This is a genomic window from Coleofasciculus sp. E2-BRE-01, assembly GCF_040221695.1.
In the GTDB taxonomy this organism is placed as follows: domain Bacteria; phylum Cyanobacteriota; class Cyanobacteriia; order Cyanobacteriales; family Coleofasciculaceae; genus Coleofasciculus.
On record NZ_JAVKEA010000200.1, the window covers coordinates 130,471 to 153,039 of the forward strand.

The 22,569-nt window shown below is 41.9% G+C and carries 18 protein-coding genes; 13 read left to right on the forward strand and 5 right to left on the reverse strand.

Annotated features, from left to right (window positions below; translation table 11 throughout):
- Positions 1–169 precede the first annotated feature (169 nt).
- From RIG66_RS25830 to RIG66_RS25880, 11 genes are all read left to right on the forward strand, one after another.
- A complete protein-coding gene (locus tag RIG66_RS25830) occupies positions 170–1,462 on the forward strand; it encodes an ABC transporter ATP-binding protein (RefSeq protein ID WP_446381709.1) in 1,293 nt (430 codons plus the stop codon).
- 48 nt (positions 1,463–1,510) lie between these two features.
- Complete coding sequence (locus RIG66_RS25835; protein WP_446381711.1) at positions 1,511–2,722, forward strand: methyltransferase domain-containing protein; 1,212 nt, start codon at positions 1,511–1,513, stop codon at positions 2,720–2,722.
- A complete protein-coding gene (locus RIG66_RS25840) occupies positions 2,719–5,058 on the forward strand; it encodes a glycosyltransferase (protein ID WP_446381713.1) in 2,340 nt (779 codons plus the stop codon). Before RIG66_RS25835 ends, RIG66_RS25840 begins: the two co-directional genes overlap by 4 nt.
- A gap of 3 nt (positions 5,059–5,061) precedes the next feature.
- Positions 5,062–6,000, forward strand: coding sequence for a methyltransferase domain-containing protein (locus tag RIG66_RS25845; protein ID WP_446381715.1), 939 nt, complete (start codon positions 5,062–5,064; stop codon positions 5,998–6,000).
- Positions 6,000–7,178 carry a glycosyltransferase family 4 protein gene (locus RIG66_RS25850; RefSeq protein WP_446381717.1) on the forward strand — a complete coding sequence of 393 codons (1,179 nt, stop codon included), beginning with the start codon at positions 6,000–6,002 and terminating at the stop codon, positions 7,176–7,178. Before RIG66_RS25845 ends, RIG66_RS25850 begins: the two co-directional genes overlap by 1 nt.
- An 86-nt stretch (positions 7,179–7,264) precedes the next feature.
- Positions 7,265–9,607: a hypothetical protein gene (locus tag RIG66_RS25855; protein WP_446381719.1), complete on the forward strand. Its 2,343-nt coding sequence runs from the start codon at positions 7,265–7,267 to the stop codon at positions 9,605–9,607.
- 113 nt (positions 9,608–9,720) lie between these two features.
- The gene (locus tag RIG66_RS25860; RefSeq protein ID WP_446381721.1) at positions 9,721–10,473 is read left to right on the forward strand and encodes a glycosyltransferase; all 753 of its coding nucleotides are present in this window, start codon (positions 9,721–9,723) and stop codon (positions 10,471–10,473) included.
- A gap of 18 nt (positions 10,474–10,491) precedes the next feature.
- Entirely contained in the window at positions 10,492–11,505 is a 1,014-nt protein-coding gene (locus RIG66_RS25865) for an STELLO glycosyltransferase family protein (protein ID WP_446381723.1), read from the forward strand.
- A gap of 45 nt (positions 11,506–11,550) precedes the next feature.
- A complete protein-coding gene (locus RIG66_RS25870) occupies positions 11,551–12,915 on the forward strand; it encodes a hypothetical protein (protein WP_446381725.1) in 1,365 nt (454 codons plus the stop codon).
- Between the two features lie 376 nt (positions 12,916–13,291).
- A complete protein-coding gene (locus RIG66_RS25875) occupies positions 13,292–14,092 on the forward strand; it encodes a glycosyltransferase family 4 protein (RefSeq protein WP_446381727.1) in 801 nt (266 codons plus the stop codon).
- 26 nt (positions 14,093–14,118) lie between these two features.
- The gene (locus tag RIG66_RS25880) at positions 14,119–15,264 is read left to right on the forward strand and encodes a glycosyltransferase family 4 protein (RefSeq protein WP_446381731.1); all 1,146 of its coding nucleotides are present in this window, start codon (positions 14,119–14,121) and stop codon (positions 15,262–15,264) included.
- A 73-nt stretch (positions 15,265–15,337) separates the two neighbouring features.
- Here the strand turns inward: RIG66_RS25880 and RIG66_RS25885 are convergent, their stop codons facing one another.
- From RIG66_RS25885 to RIG66_RS25905, 5 genes are all read right to left on the reverse strand, one after another.
- Entirely contained in the window at positions 15,338–16,309 is a 972-nt protein-coding gene (locus RIG66_RS25885; protein WP_446381733.1) for a 30S ribosomal protein S1, read from the reverse strand.
- A gap of 262 nt (positions 16,310–16,571) precedes the next feature.
- Positions 16,572–17,144 carry a transcriptional regulator NrdR gene (gene nrdR / locus RIG66_RS25890; RefSeq protein ID WP_446381735.1) on the reverse strand — a complete coding sequence of 191 codons (573 nt, stop codon included), beginning with the start codon at positions 17,142–17,144 and terminating at the stop codon, positions 16,572–16,574.
- Positions 17,145–17,344: 200 nt separating this feature from the next.
- Complete coding sequence (locus RIG66_RS25895) at positions 17,345–17,440, reverse strand: photosystem II reaction center protein T (protein ID WP_063712032.1); 96 nt, start codon at positions 17,438–17,440, stop codon at positions 17,345–17,347.
- 148 nt (positions 17,441–17,588) lie between these two features.
- Positions 17,589–19,118, reverse strand: a complete 1,530-nt coding sequence (gene psbB / locus RIG66_RS25900; protein ID WP_446381737.1) for a photosystem II chlorophyll-binding protein CP47 — start codon at positions 19,116–19,118, stop codon at positions 17,589–17,591.
- Positions 19,119–19,369: 251 nt separating this feature from the next.
- The gene (locus RIG66_RS25905; protein WP_044210415.1) at positions 19,370–19,705 is read right to left on the reverse strand and encodes a hypothetical protein; all 336 of its coding nucleotides are present in this window, start codon (positions 19,703–19,705) and stop codon (positions 19,370–19,372) included.
- A 275-nt stretch (positions 19,706–19,980) separates the two neighbouring features.
- On the opposite strand from RIG66_RS25905, the gene RIG66_RS25910 reads away from it, so the two are divergent.
- Both RIG66_RS25910 and RIG66_RS25915 read left to right on the forward strand, forming a co-directional pair.
- On the forward strand, positions 19,981–21,159 hold the full coding sequence (locus RIG66_RS25910) for an AI-2E family transporter (protein WP_446381739.1): 1,179 nt from the start codon (positions 19,981–19,983) through the stop codon (positions 21,157–21,159).
- 138 nt (positions 21,160–21,297) lie between these two features.
- Positions 21,298–22,497 (forward strand): homocysteine biosynthesis protein, encoded by a 1,200-nt coding sequence (locus RIG66_RS25915; protein WP_446381741.1) that lies wholly within the window; start codon positions 21,298–21,300, stop codon positions 22,495–22,497.
- Positions 22,498–22,569 lie beyond the last annotated feature (72 nt).

The window sequence follows — 22,569 nt, forward strand, 5'->3', positions numbered from 1 at the left end:
TCTCGCCTTGTCGGAACCTGATATTACCCAGAAAGGTCAATCGGTGAAGCAGTCGCGTGTAGCAACTGTGATTTATTTGGTAGTGTTTTAGTGTGGTGTGTGAATTGAACAGCGACGCGATTAGCGTGAGCTGATGTCCTCTAGAGGTTACTAAAACCCTAATGGTGTGATGAGTGAGATAGCGATTTCATTGACAAATGTCTCCAAGTGCTATAAGCGATATAACCGTCCCCTCGATAGACTCAAAGAAATAGTACTGCCAGGAAAAAGCTGCGTCCCCCAGTTTTGGGCATTGCGTGATATTAACCTGGAAGTTGCTCCAGGGGAGACTTTGGGTATTGTCGGGCAGAATGGTTCAGGGAAAAGTACCCTGTTGCAGATCATCGCCGGAACCCTGACACCAACAACAGGTGAAGTGTGGGTTAATGGTCGAGTTTCCGCTTTGCTAGAACTCGGTAGTGGGTTTAACCCAGAGTTTACCGGACGCCAAAATGTCTTTTTTAATGGTCAAATTCTCGGATTAAGCCGAGAGGAGATAGCCGCAAAGTTTGATAGAATTGCGGCTTTTGCTGACATTGGTGATTTTCTCGACCAACCCGTTAAAACCTATTCTAGTGGTATGGTTGTCCGGCTAGCCTTTGCCGTGGTGGCGAATATCGACCCCACGATATTAATTGTAGATGAAGCCTTAGCCGTCGGTGATGCCAGGTTCCAGGCGCGTTGTATGAAGCGAATTCGCCAGCTTAAAGAGCAAGGCGTAACCATTCTTTTTGTTTCCCACGATTCAGCCAGCGTTAAAATGCTTTGTACTCGTGCTGCCCTGATGGATTATGGCTCAATCATTGAAGTAGGTCAGCCCAAAGAAGTTATTAATCATTATACAGCGCTATTGAGTTCAGACAACCCCCGTAATTATCAAGAGGTTCTTTCGTCGCGTAGAGAAAGGCTAGAGTTCAATCCTTGCCAACCGGAAACTTCATCAAACCGAACCCTATCTAGATTACATGAATACAGACATGGCAACCGAATTGCCGTAATCGATGAGGTCAATATTACCAATAATAATAACCGCAAGGTAGAGACAATAGAAACGGGGTCTCAGTTCAACATTCAGGTCAAGTTAGCCGCTAATGCCAAACTGTCTGATCTAGTTATCGGCATTTCCATTAGGAATTTAATGGGGTTGGTTATCTATGGCACGAATACTCAACTATTGAACTGTAAATTACCCCAGCTTGACAGGGAACAAAAATTGACTGTAGAATTTCAACTTCCCTGTAACTTACATAAGGGTATTTATACTGTAACCATAGGAGTTCATTCCCAAGAAGGATTAAGTTATGATTGGATTGATGATTTAGTCGTGTTTAAAGTAATCAATGGCAGTCATTGTGAAGGTGTTGTTGATTTGCAAGCTGATGTCCAAATCAAAGCTGATGCCGTTTTTTGTCTAACTCCATAAGTTCAAAAAAATCTCCTAAAGACCCCTCAATTTTTCTAGCTCGTAAGTATGATTGAAGCAAATAACCCAGAAATTGATGTTGATGATTTAATGGAGAAAGTTCGGGAAGAGGTAGCCAAACGTCAGACTAAACCGTTCACGAAAGAAAATGCAAATCGGCAACCTAGCATTGGTATTAATCCTCTTCTTGCTCACCAGATACAAGCCTTTCTCAATAACGCCGAATCTAAGTCTCAAGTTCGCACAGAGTTTCCCGAAAAACTGAATCGTTTTCCGTTTACACTCAGTAGACGATTCCAGAAGTTTGTTTTAAGACTATATGCCTTTCTTTTTAAGGAACAACGCGCTGTTAACTTCTCTTTAATTCAAGCGCTAAGAGAGTCTTTTGCACTAAATCAGCAGTTGAGTGAGCAAATCGCGGATCTTCAATCTCAACTCAAGTCGATTGATGAGCGTTATGTCAAAAATCACATCGACATCAAAAATGATTTGGCTCAACAGCAGCAACTTGTTGATTGTATTTTAGATGAGGTTAAATGCCGATTGCCTGAACTCTTGAAGTCAGAGCAACTGCAAAAATTGATCAATCAAAATACAGGATTAGTTGATGCTTTTTATGTTGCCCTAGAAGACAAGTTTCGGGGGAGTCGAGAGGAAATTATTGAACGATTAAAAGTTTACTTGCCACGAATTGCACAAGCTGAAATTGGCATCAAAAACTTGCCTATTCTCGATCTAGGCTGTGGGCGGGGAGAATGGTTGGAGTTGTTGCGAGATGAGGGATATGTGGCACGCGGGTTAGATATTAATCAGCTCATGCTCGATCAGTGTAATACTAAATATTTAGACGTTATTGAAGCTGATGCATTGACTTATCTGAAATCTCAACCTGATGCGAGCCTGGGTGCGGTGACAGGATTTCACTTGATTGAACATTTGCCTTTTTCTGTTTTAATAAACTTGATTGAGGAAAGTGTCAGAGTATTAAAGCAAGGAGGGTTAGTAATCTTTGAAACTCCAAATCCTCAGAATGCCTTAGTGGGAACGCATAATTTTTACATTGATCCCAGCCATCTGAAACCCTTACCTAGTGCATTGGTGAAATTTATGCTAGAACACAGTGGATTCGAGCAAGTAGAAATTATCAATCTTCATCCTTATGACGAATCGTTTAAACTGAGTGGTTCTCCAGTGGCAGAACGTTTTAATGAGTATTTCTATGGTTCACAAGATTATGCAGTGATTGGATACAAACCATGAAACCCCTGAAACCTTTAGCCATCGTAACACCTTGGTTTGGTAAGAATCTAACAGGAGGGGCAGAGCAACAAGCGTGGCAAGTGGCTACCCGTTTGGCGAGTCGTGGTTACAAAGTTGAAGTGCTAACCACCTGCTGTCGTTCCTTTCATGACGACTGGGCTGTGAACCATCTTAAAGCAGGAGTTAGTCGGGAGTCTGGGTTACTCATTCGGCGGTTTCCAGTGACTCGTCGCGATCGCGCGGCGTTTGATCAGGTGAATCGGGTTATGCTAAGTTTACCTGCTTCTGGGCTTAAACCGGGTGTTAATCCGGTTAAATCCTGGGAATCGGCTATTTTCTGCTCAGAAAATATTAGTTCTCCTAAGTTACTGGATTATTTATCCAATAAAGCTAAAAACTATCAGGGCTTTCTATTTATTCCTTACCTTTATGGAATAATTTTAAACGGACTTCCCCTGGTTTCCAGTAAGGCTTATTTGCAGCCCTGTTTACATGATGAAGTTTATGCTTATCTGCCAGAGGTTGCCCAAATTTTTCATCAATGCCAAGGTTTGTTATGGATTAGTGAAGGAGAATATCACCAAGCGATAAAGCTATATGGTTCTGGTATTATTCCTAAAAGTGTTGTCGTCGGTGCGGGTATAGAGGTTACTCGACATGCAGACAACCAAATAGAAGGTGTCCTAAGTTCACAACTTGACCAAGAACCTTATATTCTTTGTTTAGGTCGTCGCGATAGGACTAAAAATACTAATCTATTAGTAGATGCTTATATAAAATTTAAGCAACAGTATCCTGAATCAAAACTTAAGCTGGTTTTAGCGGGTTCTGGTAATCAGTCATTTCATGACTTAGAACAGGGTGTGATTGATTTGGGTTTAGTGGATGAGCAGAAAAAAATAGCATTACTCACAAATTGTATTGCCTTATTTCAACCCAGCCGTAACGAAAGTTTTTCCCGTGTGATCATGGAAGCCTGGTTTTATAGCAAACCTGTGGCGGCTCATCGGGATTGTTTAGCAACAGCAATGGCGGTGGAATCTAGTCAAGGGGGTTGGTTAGCCGGGAGTGAGGTAGAATGGGCAGAATTATTTGCCAAAATTGAGCGGATGGGAGCAGAAGAACTGGTAACCTATGGGACGAGTGGTCAAGCTTATGCAAAAGAACATGCGGTATGGGATAAAGTTATTGAACGGTATGAAGTCGCCCTAGGATTATCTAAACCAGGCAAAAGTTTAAACCCACCAACAAGGCGCGGAAAGCTCAAGGAAATCCATCAACTTCTGCCGAATTTAGCGTATGGGGATGCCATCTCGAATCAGGCACTAGCCATTCGAGATTATTTGCGTCGCTGTGGTTATCACTCGGATATTTTTGTTCGCTATATCGATGAGCGAGTTGCCCATGAAGCCAAAATATTTAAGCAAAATCACATTAGCCCACAAGCTGGGATTCTCTATCACCATTCGATTGGTTCAGAACTTACGGACTACGCAATCGCCCATCCCGGTTCTAAGTGTTTGGTCTATCATAATATCACACCTGCGGAGTTCTTTCGCCCCTATAGACCTGAGTTTGCTCAACTGCTAGAAAAAGGACGTGTTGAATTGAATAAATTGGCTCAACACTTTCCTTTCGCCGTGGGAGATTCTGCCTATAATGCCGCAGAACTAGCCGCCGTTGGGTTTCATCAGCCAGGGGTGTTGCCGATAATCGTAGACCCCAGCAAATGGGATATGCCTGCCGATGCTACATTGATGGATCAATTACAGGATGGAAAATCAAATTTACTCTTTGTTGGTCGTATTGCTCCAAACAAATGCCAGACTCATCTGATAGAAGCATTCTACCATTACCTGACGATGGATCAGGAAGCAAGGTTAATTCTGGCTGGATGGGGAGATGTCAATGATCCCTATTACTGTCACCTCCTGGATAAAATACAAGAACTCGGTTTAAAGGATTATGTTTTAGTGTCAGGACTCGTGAGCGAACCTCAATTGCTTGCCTTTTATCGTACATCACATTTATTCTGGTCAATGAGTGAGCATGAAGGATTTGGTGTTCCATTAGTTGAAGCACTATGGTTTGATATTCCGGTTTTGGCATATAAGAGTAGTGCTGTCCCTGAAACATTGGGCGAAGCAGGTATTCTATTTACCTCTAAGGACGATCTGGTTCAAGTCGCTGCTTTAGCCAAGTTACTGGTCAAAGATTGGAGATTACACAGGACTGTACTTAAAGCTCAACAGAAAAGACGAGATAGTTTTCTACAGACTATAGTTAATAAAAATATACTTAATATCTGTGCCAAATTTGAAAAAAACAAACATTAACCCATGAATATAATTATTAAAGCGGCTAAAAAAATAAAGCATAAACTTAAAAATAAATGGCAGGAAACGCCAAGTTATTTTTTTTCTTTAACCCCAGAATTACCGCTCCCAAAAGGGGTGAGTGAAGATGAAATTCGTAAATATTTAAAATCGGTCTTAGTCGCTGATGCTCCTCCTCAAGAAATGGCGAATTACTGCGACCAAGATTTTCGACGATTTGTCTATACATACGGGTTAGCCCAAGATATATCGGGTAAGTGCTTAGAATTAGGTGCTAATCCCTATTTCACAACTCTACTACTCAAAGAATTTACTCGACTTGAATTAGTTTTAGCTAACTATTTTGGTTCTAATATTACCGATCTTGTTCAAAACGTAAACTACAAAGATTTTTACACGGGCAAACAATGTTCAACAGAACTTAAATCATTTCACTTTAACATAGAAGGAGATTTATTTCCCTTTAAAGATGAAGAATTTGACGTTGTTTTATTTTGTGAAATCATTGAACACTTGCTGATAGACCCTGTCGCCGTTATCCAGGAAATCAAACGAGTCTTAAAGCCAAATGGTGTGCTAATCTTGACAACGCCCAATGTCAGCCGCTTAGAAAACGTTAGTAAAATGATTGCTGGAGCTAACATTTATGATCCCTATTCGGGTTACGGATATTATGGCAGACATAATCGAGAATATAATAAGCACGAGTTACAGTTGTTACTCAATTATATGGGGTTTACAATCGAATCGATGTTTACGGCTGATGTCCATGAAAATCATGCCAATCATTACTGCTCAATCGCTCAGTTAGAATCTTTGTTAAAGCATCGAGAACTCGATTTAGGACAATATATTTTTGTGCGGGCGATCAACCAGCAAAAAGCCCGAACCAAAAAGCCTGCTTTTTTATACCGAAGTTATCCTGACGATCAGCTAGAGTAATGCCTAAAATTGCCTTTGTTGTTCAGCGCTGCGGATTGGAGGTTAATGGGGGTGCAGAATCGCTCTGTCTTCAGATTGCCCAACAGATGTCTAAGTATTGGGATTTAGAAATCCTGACAACTTGTGCTTTGGAGTATATGACTTGGCAGAATTACTATTCACCAGGAGTTTCCGAAATCTTGGGAGTGAAAATTAGGCGTTTTGAGGTGGCACAACCCAGAGATGTCGCCAGTTTCAATAGATTATCGGATAAAATTTATTCTCAGATCAGAACTGTATCTCTCGAAGAACAGGAAGCGTGGATGCAAGTTCAGGGACCTTGGTCACCTGATCTGATAAACTATGTCAAACAGTATCAAGGTGATTATGATGCCTTTATTTTTTTCACGTATTTATACGCGACGACTTACTTTATCTTACCCTGGGTCGCTGAAAAAGCATATTTAGCGCCTTTAGCTCATAATGAGTGGACGCTATATCTGAGTATGTGGGATAGGTTATTTGAGAAACCGCGTGGGTTTATCTTTAATACGCCGGAAGAACGGGATTTGATACAAGCACGCTTTCCCCATATTAATTGTGAAGGACCAATTGTGGGAGTGGCGGTGGAACCCCCCGATGTTTATAGTGCAGCAGTGTTTCGGCAAAAGTATAAGATTGACGAGCCATTTTTGTTGTATATTGGCAGAGTCGATCCGTCTAAGGGATGTGAGGAGTTGTTTCGCTATTTCATAGAGCTGCGATCGCAGGAAACAAAACCAAGAAAGTTAGTCTTACTGGGAAAGCCTACCATGCCGATTCCCCAACATCCAGATATCCTCGCTTTAGGGTTTGTGGATGAGCAAACCAAGTGGAATGCACTAGCTGCTTGTGATATTTTAGTCATGCCATCGCCTTATGAAAGTCTTTCCATGGTATTGTTAGAAGCTTGGGCAGTCGGTAAGCCCGTTTTAGTTAATGGGCGATGTGATGTTTTAGTTGGTCAGTGTAGGCGAGCGCAAGGGGGACTTTGGTATAAGAATAAGGATGAATTTATCGTGGCTGTAGGCAGGCTCCAAAAGTCCGTCAGCTCTCAGTTGGGATTACAAGGGCAACGTTTTGTTAAAAGCCATTATGTTTGGTCAAAAATAGAGCTTGATTATTTAAGTCTATCTTCCAAAAATAATCTATATGTCTAACCATAAAGATAGTAATTTTACGTAAACTTGATTCACTTATTAGAAATTATCTTGGTAAATTTATATTGGGTATTTGGCGCAAATTAATGAATAAAAGTGCATACGGATTAAAAATATCAGCTTTTATTGCTATAACAACTATCATTGGCTTTCTTTTTTCAGTCTTAGTCATTAAAAATTTTTCTGCCCCATTATCAGGAGGTGGAGACTTGGATTATTGGGAATATACGGGATTTTATTTAAGTGAAAATTTTCATATATTCCCGTTTCCTCATTTAGATTTACTCAATAATCAATCATTCTATCCCTATGGAGTTAATCAAGTTTTTCAACCTTGGTCACTTGAAAGAGATTTTATATATGCAATTTCTTATAAACTTTTTGGCTTAGGAGCATGGCTACAGTTTTACTATCTCGCATCAGTTCTCGTAACTGCAATAGGATCATTTATTATTTTAGTGAAAGATTATGGTTTCGTTCGTGCTAGTTGGTTTGGACTTGTAGTCTCTTTTGGTAACTTTTATGCCATACATAAATATCCAGGTCATTTCAGCATTTCTGTAATTCACTGGATGGTTCTTAGTTTGGTGACTGATTTTATTCTAGTCAAGAAAATCGTATATAAAGAAAATGTTTCTCTAAAATTTGTTTTACTAAAAATGGTTTTCTGTATTTTATCATTAGGTCAAGAATTAGCCTATATAGCTAGCTATACTTTAATGTCTTTAAGCGTATGTATTGTGTTTGTTATATTTATTTTAGGGCATAGACATTACAATAATCCGTCCAGGCTTTTTAAGAAGATTTATCATCAAGCCATAACCTACAAACATGAGCTAATAGAACTTCCTCTTATTCATTTAGCGTTACTCGGATTAATTTTTCTATTATCTTATATATACTTACCTTTAGTTATTCAAATTTACCATCAAGCTAAAAGCTTTGATTTTACAGGAATCAATAATGGAGCTTGGTGGGCTCACCCTGTGAGATTACTGATTCCTTATTTACCTTGGATTAACCCAGGACAACCTATATTTGATAAAATCTTAAAGGATTCACCAGAAGGGTTAGGGGCTGGTAGTCCCGGTTTGTTTTTGTTAATATTGGGCATTTTAGGTTTATGGCAAGCTCGTAAACAGCGTATAATCTTTATACCTTTAGTTATAATCTTTATTTCCTGTATTTTATACCACCCAGTTAACTTTCCCATCTTAAAATTATTTCCTTGGTTTACATTAAACAGAGTACAAGGTCGCTGTACTGTTATTTACCCAGTCATTTTAGGTCTTTTGAGTTTGCATATTGAATTTTACAGATTTAAAAAATGGACAAGAAATTTCATTTCTATTCTTTTAGTTTGTCTAGCTTGCATGGAAATATATATAGCTTATTCATTTAAATTTAACTATCAACCTTACTCCTTTGATAAAAATTTTTTTAGTTATATGAACTTGGTTAAACAGCAACCTGGAGAAGCTGTACTTGATTGGCCCTTTTGTATAGTGGGAGGTAACGGTTTAGGGACTGAAGAACTTTGCCCATATTTTTGGAAAAATGCCTCTGTTTTTTCCCTAAGAAGATTTCATAAAAAAAAGGTTATGGGTCAGTTTTTTGCGCGGTTACATCCTGACCAAATTAAACCCTATCTTGATGCGGGCTGGAACAAATTATTCTTGCCGGATAGTCCAGACATTTTCAAAGCCACTGGTCAAACTCGCTGTTTCAATTCAAATGAATGGTCTTTTTTTACGGAATTTTATGCAGTCAATGACTTTTCTGGAATTAATTTATATACAGATTTGTTGCCTGAAAACTGTGTGCAAGATTTTTATGTACGTTTTGGTCAACCGACAATAGAAACTCAGATACCCTGGGCTGGTAAAGTTAAATTTATTCCCAAAAATATAGCTTTAAGGAATCAAGTCAATTTAGCATTAGGTTCCCAGCTTAAATTTGAACCTTTGTTAGACTTAGTTAAATTTAATTTACTTGAGAGTAGAAATCCATATGGATTAACTATTACGGGGTTGAGCGAGATTGAACAAGATCAACAAAATAATAGATGGCGTTGGGGTCTTGGCTCAGAGACTCGACTAAGCTTTAAACTTTCTACTTCTCAAAAAATTGTACTAAGTTTTAGTTTTAATAACCCAATTGATAATCAGGAAGTTTTGCTTAAAGTGAATGGACAAGTGATTCGTAATATTTTAAATATTTCAGAAAATAAAGTCAAAGAAGACTTAATCGAGTTTACGGGCAAAAAAGGAATTAACAACATTGTTTTTAAGTACAAGGATTGGAACCAGAATAATATTTCTTTTGCTCCAAAAGACAAACGCAATATGGCTATTTATTTTACAAAACTTAAATTATTTTCTTTTCTCATGTATAATATGGATAATATTAATCTCATTATTAAGGATTAAATTGATACCTAATGTTACCGAAAACAATCATTAAAGCATTAGTTCACAACTAATAGTGAAACAAGTTAACTCTTACAAACTAGATCCTGATGAAGAAATTGATGAATAGTAGCATGGCAAAACTTAATTTAGGTATAGTTTGTCCAATGGCGAATGAAGCTGATTTAGCGACGACGTTTGTCAAAGAAACCTTAAAACAATGTGAAGGATTTGCTTCTGTTACCTTTTTCGCTGTTATTGATTGTGCTAGTACTGATGATACTCTAGACATTTTACTAACTTTGGCGGAGTCAGAATCTCGATTGAATGTAGTTTGGGCGCCAGAGAATCGTTGTGTTGTTGATGCTTATGTTAGAGGATACAAAGAAGCGATATATGCTGGATGTGATTGGATTTTAGAAATTGATGCTGGCTTTAGTCACCAGCCCTCAGATATCCAAAAATTTTTTCCAAAAATGCTTCAAGGTTTTGACTGTGTTTTTGGAAGTCGATTTTGTCAGGGAGGAAGGATAAAAAACAGTCCCCTAAGTCGTCGTTTGATTAGCCGAGGAGGAACTATCATAACCAACCTACTCCTAGGAACAAAACTTACTGATATGACCAGTGGATTTCAAATGTTTACCCAACAAAGTCTCAAGTATATTCTGAGTCAAGGTATTAAATCTAGATATCATTTCTTTCAAACAGAAATAAAATTTCACTGTCGCCAATTTAAAATTGCTGAAGTGCCTATTCATTACCAAGCTGCTAGTCCCAGCGTCCATAGGGCAGCTATTCATGATGCGTTTAAAAATCTGGGACGCCTCTTTTTAGAAAGGTATTTTAAAGGGGCTAAAAAATTAAAAATTCAATCCAATAAAAATTGAGCAAATAGATCCATGTATATGTCTAATAAAGAAAAAGTAGCTGTTGTTGTTACATCTATTGGAAAACCCAATAAAGTTTTATCCAGACTTGCTTCAGAAAGTACTAAAAATAAATGGGAGTTTCTCCTTCTTGGAGATTTAGATAGCCCATCCGATTTTAACCTTAAAGGATGCGATTTTTATAGCCTCGAACGTCAGCTAGCCAGTGAATTTAAGTTTGCTCAACAATGTCCTACCCGACATTATGCTCGGAAAAACATTGGCTATCTTCTCGCCATAAAAAATAAAGCATCAATCATTATCGAGACAGATGATGATAATATGCCTCGTGAAGAATTCTGGCAAGATCGGACAAGAAAACAAAATGTTATTACCGCGAGCAACATGGGATGGATAAATGCCTACAGTTATTTCACAGAAGCTAATATTTGGCCAAGAGGTTTTCCACTAGATTCTATTCTGGGTAACCAACTTGATTGGGATTCCTTAGAAATTTCACAGGTAGATTGTCCCATCCAACAAGGGCTTGCAGATGGCAATCCTGACGTTGACGCAATCTATCGTTTAACACTACCATTGCCACAATACTTCAGGAAAGATAGACGTTTAGCACTAGCACAGGGTTCGTGGTGTCCATTTAATAGCCAGAATACAACTTGGTGGTTTGATGCCTACCCACTATTATATCTACCAGCATACTGTTCCTTTCGTATGACTGATATTTGGCGTAGTTTCATTGCTCAGGCAATTGCTTGGGTAAATGGTTGGTCAGTTTTATTTCACGAACCAACTGTGTGGCAGGATAGAAATCACCATAACTTAATGAAAGATTTTAGCCAAGAAATAGATGGGTATCTCAAAAATCGTGAAATCTGCAAAACCTTGGCAAAATTGAAATTAGAACCTGGCACAGATAAATTGATGGATAATATGCGGACTTGCTATAAGAGTCTGGTAAATCTTTCTGTCATAGCTCCAGAAGAACTCAATCTCCTTGAGGCTTGGCTAAGTGACTTAGAATCCTTAGCTTAACGACTCACAAAAACCTTTTTGATTCATTTTTAGTTGTATGAGATTATGAAAAAAATTAAAAGCAGAATCATCCGCTATTTGGTATTGGGACTACTTTTATTACTTGTATTTACAGTTTATCTTTACAGCCCTATCAGTCAGGTGGGTGATTCGATTTGGGCTGCTCATACATCAGTAAGTATTATTAAAGAAGGCAATACTAACCTAGATGAGTATAGTGGTGAACTAGCTAGAAGCCAATATGGTGTTCTTGATAATATTAATGGACATTACTACACAATATTTCCGATCGGCACTTCAATTTTATCTGTTCCTGTTATTTTTCCCATAGTTTATTTTTTTGAAAATAAGATAGATTTAACTATAGAATCTCATTTTATTTCTGTATTTTTTCCGTCAATTAAAGCTCACTATGAAGCTCATAATGAGATTATTAATTCAGAAAAATTAGGGATTTTAGCCTTCAATCCCGATCTGCAAAAATTTGTTGCGTCTTTTTTGGTAACGGTTACAGCTCTATTTATTTATTTAATATCCAATTTTTTTCTAGATAGTTGGTCTTCTTTGGCTGTAACTTTTATCTTTGCTTTTTGCACCTCGTCTTGGTCAACAGCTAGTCGCGCTCTTTGGCAACACGGACCATCAATGTTGATGTTATCTATTTGTCTATACCTGCTACTGGTGGCAAAAAATAAACCTTGGATAATTCAATTCGTTGGTATACCTCTAGCATTTTCCTATGTAGTTAGACCGACCAATAGTTTATCTATCATAGCGATCTCAGTTTTTATATTAATTAAGTATAGGCGGTACTTTTTACATTTTGTTGCGTGGGGGTTAACCATCGGTATTCCTTTCCTAATGTACAATTTGTCTATATATCACCACATTCTATCTCCGTATTATCAACCTTCTCGGCTTGCTTCTAGTCCTTATTTTCTGGAAGCGCTCCTTGGAAATCTCATTAGTCCATCTAGAGGGTTATTTATCTTCACTCCCATATTCCTTTTTTCTCTAGGAGGCGTGATTTGGCTTTTTAAAGTCAAGCGAATCAGTGCCTTGGACTATTGCTTACTTGCGATTTTAATTTTACATTGGCTTTCTATTTCTTCTTTTCCTCATTGGTGGGCTGGATATTCATTTGGTCCAAGATTTTTCTCAGATATTATACCTTACTTTATTTATTTTTTAGTACGAATGATGCAAGGAATAGAGACAATTAATTGGAATAGAACTAAACTAGTTATAGTGAGTATTTTTGTATCTTTCACGATGGTCAGCCTCTTTATTCACTACAGAGGAGCTACACATTATCAGGTTCATGACTGGAATGCTATTCCAGTGAGTGTTGACCAATTTCCAGAAAGACTATGGGATTGGCAAGATATTCAATTTATGAGAGGACTTTAAGCAAATTTAAATTCAATTAATGCTAAAAATTTTGATTGATGCAACTCCCCTCGCTCCCAAACCTAGTGGAGTAGGTCTCTATGTAGCGAATTTAATCCACTTTCTTGTTTCCCAACAAACGCGAGAAAGTTTTCAGTTAGGTATAATTTATCAACCCGGCTTTAAAACTTGGCTGCGAGGCAGAGTAGATATTCCTGACTTTCTTGACCAGTATTCTAACTGTCATTTACTCCCTATACCTGTCAGAATATCTAACGTATTACTTGATTATTTTCCTAGTTTACTTCCTATCTATTTAGAGCCTAATGTAAACTCTATCGATATTGTTCATGGAACTAACTATACTGTTTTTCCTTATAGACAGCCTTTAAAGGTAATGACTATCTACGATCTTACCTGTGTTAAGTATCCTCAGTATATTAACTCTGTGGTGAAAACATATTTCAAACGTATTAAACAATGTCTTCAGTGGACAGATCTAGTATTAACTATTTCCGAGAGTGCTAAACAAGATATTGTTGATTACTTGAAAGTCAAGCCTGAGCGCATCTGGATAACACCCTTGGCGAGCCGCTATTCTGGAAAAGATGAGGGAATAGCGTCACTCGAACATCCCCAAATCGCTTATGATTTTTCGCGACCTTATCTGTTGTTTGTAAGTACGCTAGAGCCGCGTAAAAATATTATTGCAATTGTTGAGGCATTTAACTATCTCAAAGCAAAATATAAGATTGAGCATCAATTAGTGTTAATCGGTCAGAAAGGCTGGAAATATAAGCCGATTTTGAGGGCGATCGCGCATTCGCACTGGCACGAGGAAATTTATCATCTAGATTATCTCAGTGACAGTTATGTAGCTTGGTTTTATAAACAGGCGGATGTTTTTGTCTATCCCTCCCACTACGAAGGCTTTGGGCTTCCAGTTCTCGAAGCGATGACTCTAGGCGCACCTGTTGTTACCTCAAATACCTCCTCTCTCCCGGAAGTCGCTGGCGATGCTGCCCTTCTCATTGATCCCAACGACTCCATACAGTTAGCTGAGGCTATCTTAAAAATCATCAGTGACTCTCAATTCCGCCAAGACTTAATTCAAAAGGGCAAAGCAAGAGCTAAACTATTCTCTTGGGAAAGAACGGCGAAAGAAACCCTAAATGCCTATAAATCTCTACTCAGTTAATCAATTCTTCAATCCATCATTTAACCTTGTCTTCTCCCCTTTTAGTCAACCTCTCCATTCTATTTTCCAAACCCACTGGCATCGCTACGTATGCTGCCAACGTATTCCCCTACTTAAAACCCCTGAATCCCACCCTGCTGATTTCACCCATCGCGTCGAACCACTTCCCCCTCGCCTCTGACTTTATCGGTTACCCTGTTCCCGCCAATCTTAGCCCCGCCCACGGAACAAAAGGTCACTTCCGTCGCTTGTTATGGACTCAACTCCAACTTCCCCGCCTCTACCACAGCTTAAACTCTTCCCTCCTCTTTTCTCCCATCCCTGAAGCCTCTCTTTCTAGCAATTGCCGCTATGTGGTAATGGTTCATGATCTGATCCCACTACGCTTTCCCAAACCTAACTCCCCCCTTACCCCCTACTTCCGTTACTATATCCCCCAAGTCCTCACCCAAGCCCAACATATCCTCTGTAACTCCACTGCCACCGCCAGAGACATTACTGACTTTTACCCTATCCCCGCCACCAAAATCACGCCAATTCCCCTAGCTTACGACACCAACCACTTTCGCCCCCTCTGCGCCCCTCTGCGCCCCTCTGCGTTTCTCAAAAAGCCCGATGAAGCAACTCCAGCTAACCATAATCCCTACTTCCTCTACATCGGACGCCATGATCCCTATAAAAACCTACACCGACTGATCGACGCCTTTGCTAATTTGCCTAACTGTGGCGACTATGAACTGTGGATTGCTGGGTCAAGTGACAAACGATACACCCCTAAACTTCAATTCCAAGCCAACCACCTCGGTTTAAGCCATCAGGTTAAATTTCTCAACTATGTTCCCTACAACCAACTGCCCATACTTCTTAATAACGCGATCGCACTTATTTTCCCCAGTCTCTGGGAAGGTTTTGGACTCCCGGTTCTGGAAGCCATGGCGTGTGGGACTCCGGTAATCACCTCCAACCTCTCCGCCCTCCCGGAAGTAGCAGGCGACGCGGCTATCCTGGTGAACCCTTACAACACCCTGGAACTCTCCGCAGCGATGCACTCTATCACCACCGACAGCCAACTGCGATCGCGCCTTAGCACCCTCGGACTCCAACGCGCCCGTCAATTTAGCTGGGCAAAAACTGGACAGAAAACGGTTGAAGTTCTACAAAACTATCTTTAAAAAAAAAGAGGGATTTACCCTCTGTTCAAACCCAAAAAATTTTTGGATGTATAAACCTGTCCTGACACCGGAATTACTCTTCCGTCGCTGACACAAACTCTTCTTCTTCAATCCCCTCTTCTTGAGATTCAGGATTAACGCCTTCCTGTTGTGCCAGCATCTTCTCCCGATACTTCTGAGCCATTTCTTCTGCCTTATCGTAGACTTGATCCCGATTGTTGATCATATCTCCCGGTTCAGGTTCCAACTGCTTCGTTGACAGCGAAATCCGACCGCGTTCGGCATCCAAGTCAATGATCATCACTTTCAATTCATCATTGACATTAAACACACTATGAGGCGTGTCAATATGATCATGAGAAATTTCCGAAATGTGTAGCAATCCGCTCACACCACCAATATCAATGAACGCACCGTAAGGCTTAATACCCCGTACCGAACCAACAACCACTTCACCAACTTCTAAGCGGTTCATCTTGCGCTCAACCAAAGCGCGACGATGAGAGAGAACCAAGCGGTTTCTGTCTTCGTCTACCTCTAAGAATTTCAGGGGCAGTTCTTCGCCGACTAAATCTTCTTTCGGTTTGCGAGTGCTAATGTGGGAACCGGGAATAAAACCTCGTAGCCCTTCAATGCGAACCAACGCCCCACCTCGGTTTGTGGCAAAAACCAAAGAACGAACGGTCGCGTCTTCAGTTTGAAGCTGGCGCACCCGCTCCCAAGCCCGCATATACTCAATACGGCGAATGGAAAGAGTAAGCTGTCCATCTTCATTCTCGTCAGTCAAAATGAAAAATTCTCGCGTTTCATTTGACTGCAATACTTCTTCGGGAGCGTCAACCCGATTAATTGACATCTCCTGTATGGGAATATAAGCGGCGGTTTTAGCACCAATGTCAATCAGAGCGCCTCTTGGCTCCAGACTGAATACTGTACCTGCGACAATATCACCCGGGCTAAAGTGATAATCATACTTGTCGAGGAGGGCGGCAAAATCGTCGTGAGTGAAGCCAATATCTACTGTATTTGTGTTCTGACTGAGCATGCGCGTTGTGTTTCCTTGTTTAATCTCCGTAATGACTATGCCTCCTGTCGATGTACTCGCACGTCGGTATTGTGCCACCTACACCTACATTGCTTTGTCTCAACCTAACCTTATTTTAAAAGATTTAATAAAGTCCAGACAGGTAATTATAACTCAATCTGGATCGCCCTGTTGAGATCGAGTAGTACACAAAAGGTTATAAAATCGGGTGTACTGAATCGTGAAATGATACAATCGCTATCTGATAAGCGTTTAACGCCTCTTATTGTAAAACCTGTTGCTCCTCTGATGCGGGAATGACTAGGGAAGCTGATGTCTCTGCATCATCAGACTTGCTCGGAATAGCGGGTGGTATAGGCGACATTCCGGGGTTGTCTAGTTCAGTATTATTTCTGAGATGCTCTAGGGTTTCGATAAAATCGCGAATGCCCTGAAACTTCCGATAAACTGAGGCAAACCGGACATACGCTACTTCACTCTCGTGTCGTAGGTAGCGCAGGACTAACTCACCCACTTCATCACTGGTAACCTCCCGCCCATAGTGCTGCTGAACTTCAGCTTCAATCTCATCGACTATCGCTTCTAGACGTCGTTGGGAAACTCCTGTTTTCTCACAAGCTCGCACCATTCCCCGTAATAACTTAGAACGGTCGAAGGATTCTCGCTTACCATCCCGCTTCAGGACAGTAATCGGCACAAATTCAATCCGCTCATAAGTCGTGAAGCGATGTTTACAAATCAAACACTCCCGACGACGCCGAACACTTTGTCCTGCTTCTGTTGAACGGGACTCCAAAACGCGGCTGTCGGTGTGCTGACAATAGGGGCATCGCATAATAGCAAGTCTTTTCCGACTGGTTAAATACAGAAAATTGAGCCGATACAAGTCTATCTAATGTCTTCCTGCTCGAATCCCTGTCGGCAAAAGTAATCAGATAGACTCATGTAGGCTCAGAGTATCCTAGAGAGCTGATCAAATTCACGATCAATCTAAACGATGGCGCTCTCCAGGAGAGAAGACAGCGCCACAGGGATCTACTTTTCAATCCGAGGCGGTTCCCGGAACGCGATCGCAAAAAACAGAACGCCTAGAGCGCCAATCAAAACAAAGATATAAATGAGGCTTTCCATGTCACAACTTACCCAATTATCTGCTGTACTACCAGTTTACCTTGCTCAGTCAACCACAATAGCGAAAGAGGCAAAAGAAAAATTAATTTTTCTCTTGCCCTCCATGATTATGGTAGAGACGCGCCATGGCACGTCTCTAGTGCAATATTTAGACCGCTTCTTTTTTCCGAGTGGTCTTATCACCCACTTTCTGGAACAGACCGAATTCGACTTGTTCGTCTAGGTCAGGATCAACCCCAGCAAATACATCTCGGAACAGAGTCCGGGAACCATGCCAGATATGACCAAAGAAGAACAACAGAGCAAATACCGCATGACCGAAGGTGAACCAACCCCGTGGACTTGTACGGAATACCCCGTCGGAGTTTAAGGTTTCACGATCAAATTCAAACGGTTCACCCAGTTGAGCTTTACGGGCATACTGCTTCACAACAGCGGGCTCTTTAATGGTTTGACCATCCAAAAGACCACCGTAGAATGTCGCTGTAACACCAGTTTGCTCAAAGCTATATTTCGACTCAGCCCGTCGGAAGGGGATGTCCGCCCGAACCACACCATTGGCATCGGTTAAGACAACGGGGAAGGTTTCAAAGAAGTTGGGCATACGGCGCACCGTCAATTCTCGACCTTCGCCATCAGTAAATACTGGATGACCTAACCAAGCTTCGGCAATACCATCACCCTTGTCCATGGGACCTGTGCGGAACAAACCGCCCTTAGCCGGAGAGTTGCCAATATAGTCGTAGAACGCCAGCTTCTCTGGAATCTGATTCCACGCCTCTGAGGGGCTGGCTCCGTCTGCCATCGCCATTTCCACACGGCGATCAATTTCTTCATGGAAATAGCCTTGATCCCATTGATACCGGGTTGGACCAAACAGTTCAATCGGCGTAGCCGCAGAACCGTACCACATTGTACCCGCCACCACGAACGCCGCAAAGAATACAGCGGCAATACTGCTAGAGAGTACTGTTTCGATATTCCCCATCCGCAGCGCTTTAAACAGTCGCTCTGGGGGTCGAACCGTCAAGTGGAATAACCCAGCAATAATTCCGACAATACCCGCCGCGATATGATGAGCAACGATACCGCCTGGGTTAAAGGGGTTAAATCCTTCTGGACCCCAGGCTGGGGCTACAGGTTGAACGCTACCCGTTAGACCATAGGGATCAGATACCCACATTCCCGGACCAAAAAGCCCAGTCTGGTGAAACGCCCCAAAGCCAAAGCAGAGAAGACCAGACAAGAACAGGTGAATGCCAAACATTTTTGGCAAATCCAGCGCCGGTTCACCCGTGCGAGGATCTCTAAACAGTTCTAAATCCCAGTAAACCCAATGCCAGCAGGCGGCTAAGAACAACAGACCTGCCAGAACAATGTGAGCAGCGGCGACGCCTTCAAATGACCAAAAGCCGACATCTGTCGCTGTTTCGCCACTAATACTCCAACCCCGCCAGGATTCAGTGACCCCTAAACGCGCCATGAACGGCATCACGAACATCCCTTGACGCCACATGGGATTGAGGACTGGATCACTCGGATCAAATGTGGCTAGTTCGTATAGAGCCATCGAACCAGCCCAGCCTGCCACAAGGGCAGTGTGCATCAAATGCACAGCAATCAGACGCCCTGGATCATTCAGGACGACTGTATGTACTCGATACCACGGTAGTCCCATCGACTACGCTCCTCCTAGAGATAGAGTTTCTACTTTGACGCTTCTTTTGCTAAAGATGTTAGAAATTGAGCTTACCCGCCTAAAAGCGTGAACCGATGACCTTTTCCGGTTATCCTTCATGTTCCAAACAGCTAGGCGGGTTAGTCTTGACTTTAAAGAAGTGTAACTTTTGTTAGAAACGATTGCAAGCACAGGGGACGTTTTGACCCAACGTAGAGACGTACCATGCTACGTCTCTACCCAATCGCTGATCACCCATCGCTAGTTTCTGAGGAGAGATTCAAAACACTCGGCGCTGTGGTCAATCGCTCAACCACTTGTTCTGCACTCATTAAGCGTTTGAGGACAACTTGACCAATAGTTTTGGCGGATTGGGGTGAAGCATCCGGTGTCGGTTTAACTTCTACCATCAATACCGCATCCTCAACCCGATATAGCCATAACTTTTCCCCCTGTTCCAAGATGCAAAGGTTGAGGCGGATGATTTCGGGTTCCCGTCGCCAAGCATTGACATTCCAAAGTCCTCCAAACTCCCAAACTCGTCCCACAGTCCAGCCATCGGATAGAAAAAAGTACTTTACAGACATTTGTATTACATTTAGGGAACTGGTGTTCTAGTGCAGCATGGCAAAAGTTGTTTTGTTGTTTCAGTCTGTATTGATAATAGGGGAGATGGGGAAGATAGGGTAGATGAGAGAGATGGGGAGTCGGGGCGAGTTGAGTCGCATTACTGGTGAGACCACGATAATAGTGAAAATAACCCCTCCATACAACCAGGTTTCCTGGAGCGAACCCCATGGTCAAAACTTTACCTTTCCCATTTTGCAGCAGGATCAAACCCGAGTAGCTTGGAGGCTGGGCAGTGAGTCTGGGTAAATGGATTGGCATACTGGTTTTTATCATTTCACTATTTGTTTTGTGGCAAATTCGGCAGATTCTCATGCTTATATTTGCCGCAATTGTGATATCTAATGCCTTAAATGTTCTGGTAGAACGATTTCAGCGATCTGGAATGCAGCGATTTTTTGCAGTTCTGCTTTCGCTTTTTCTCCTCCTGTGCATTTTGGTCGGATTTTACTTCCTGATCGTCCCTCCTTTTACCGAACAATTTTTACAACTGAGTGAGTTAGTTCCTCAGGGGATTGAACAATTAAGCGAGTGGATAGAAGCTTTAGAAGCAGATTTTTCATCGGGATTGCTCGATCAGTACATCCCCGATATTAACCAGTTGCTGCAACAGCTTCCCCCCTTAATTAATCGGGTGTTGGGGGGTGGATTCATGTTTTTCAATAATGCTTTGGTTGTCCTCCTGAATAGTTTACTTGTCCTGGTATTAACATTGATGCTCCTTGCCGATCCTCACCCTTACCGGAAAAGCTTTGTTCGCCTTTTTCCGTCATTCTATCGGCGTCGAGTAGATGAGATTTTGCAACGGTGTAATGAATCGTTACGAGGATGGCTAGCGGGTATTCTGTTTAATATGGTAGTCATTTTTTTGTTGAGTTTTTTCGGCTTACTGCTGTTGGGAATTCCCCTGGCACTGGCACAAGCTACGTTAGCGGGGATTTTAACATTTATTCCCAATCTTGGACCCGTCGTGAGTGTGATCCCACCCATTGCGATCGCGCTGCTGGATTCGCCCTGGAAAGCCATTGCTGTATTGATTCTCTATATTGTGATTCAGCAGGTTGAAAGTAATTTACTCACACCGTTAGTCATGGCGCAACAGGTATCCCTGTTACCCGCTATAACATTGCTCGCCCAGTTATTTTTCGTCACCTTCTTTGGATTTATAGGATTATTATTAGCCCTTCCCCTAACAGTGGTGGCTCAGGTTTGGCTCAAGGAGGTTCTGGTTAACGATATTCTTGACCAATGGCATCATCCGAGTCACAAGGATGCTCAACCTGTGGCAACAACATTTGCTGTCTCTCCCACTGCTGATATGGTAAGGGATGAGGGAGATGGGGGAGCTGGAGGAGCTGGGGGAGCTGGGGAAGCTGGGGGAGCTGGGGAAGCTGGGGGAGCAAATGACCAATGACCAATGACCAATGACCAATGACCAATGACCAATGACCAATGACCAATGACCAATGACCAATGACCAATGACCAATGACCAATGACCAATGACCAATGACCAATGACCAATGACCAATGACGAATAACAACTGTTTATCGTGCGAACCCTAGCTGAAATCAATGATAAAATTCACCATCGTCGTGCAGTCGTCTGGACGGTCGAGGAATTAAAAGCGCGAGTCGCCGATATCGGTGTCACCCAGGCGGCTAAGAACGTCGATGTGATTACCACAGGTACATTTGAGCCAATGGAGTCATCGGGCGCGATTATTAATTTAGGTCACACAGACCCCCCGATTAAGATTCGTAAATGCTGGTTAGATGGTGTACCTGCTTATGCTGGCTTTGGTGCGGTGGATTTGTATTTAGGCGCGACTCAAGTTGTGGACTCTACCGATATGGGAGATCTGCTAGAGATCGAGGAATCTAGGGAACGGGGTGGTTCTCATGTAATTGAAGACTTGATTGCTGGTAAACCCGTGCAGTTGCGGGCGATTGGACAGATGACTGACTGTTATCCTAGAGCCTCTTGTGATACGACGATTACTCGCGAAACGATTAACCAGTTCTATCTCTACAATCCGCGCAATCTCTATCAAAATTTTATCGTCGGCGTCAATGGGGGCGATCGCCTCTTGTACACTTATCTTGGTCCGCTCCAGCCCAGATTAGGCAATGCAGTCTACTCCAATCCGGGAGCAATTTCCCCGCTACTTAACGATCCCGAACTAAAGCTGATTGGGATTGGTACGCAAATTTTCTTGGGTGGGGGTATTGGGTACATCGCTTGGGAAGGGACTCAACATTTTCCCCTCCAGAAACGCCTACCCAATCATACCCCCATTGGTCCTGCGGCTACATTGGCGTTAATTGGAGATGCCAAGCAGATGAATCCCAAGTGGGTACGGGGTTGCTACTTTAAAAATTATGGTCCGTCTCTGATGTTGGGCGTTGGTGTACCCTTACCTGTTTTGAGTGAAGAGGTGGTTCAGCATTGTGCTGTATCGGATCAGGATATTGTCGCCCCAGTGGTTGATTTCTCAATCCCCCGTCGCGTTCGTCCCACCTTCGGATTAGTCAGCTACGCCCAACTGAAGCAGGGGCGGATTACCATTGACGGCAACTCTGTGCGGACAGCACCTTTGGCAAGTGTATTTCGTTCACGGCAAGTTGCTTTGGAATTAAAGCAATGGATTGAACGGGGCGAGTTTACGCTCACCGAACCCGTAGCATCCATTCCCATGGATCGTTCCTTTCTGCCTCAAGACCGCTGGGGTTCTCAACTGAGTATAGAGTAAGCTAATCCCACAACTTTAGGTCGTGGGATTAGCAGTCATCTGTCATCTGTCATTTGTCCTTTGTTATATTAA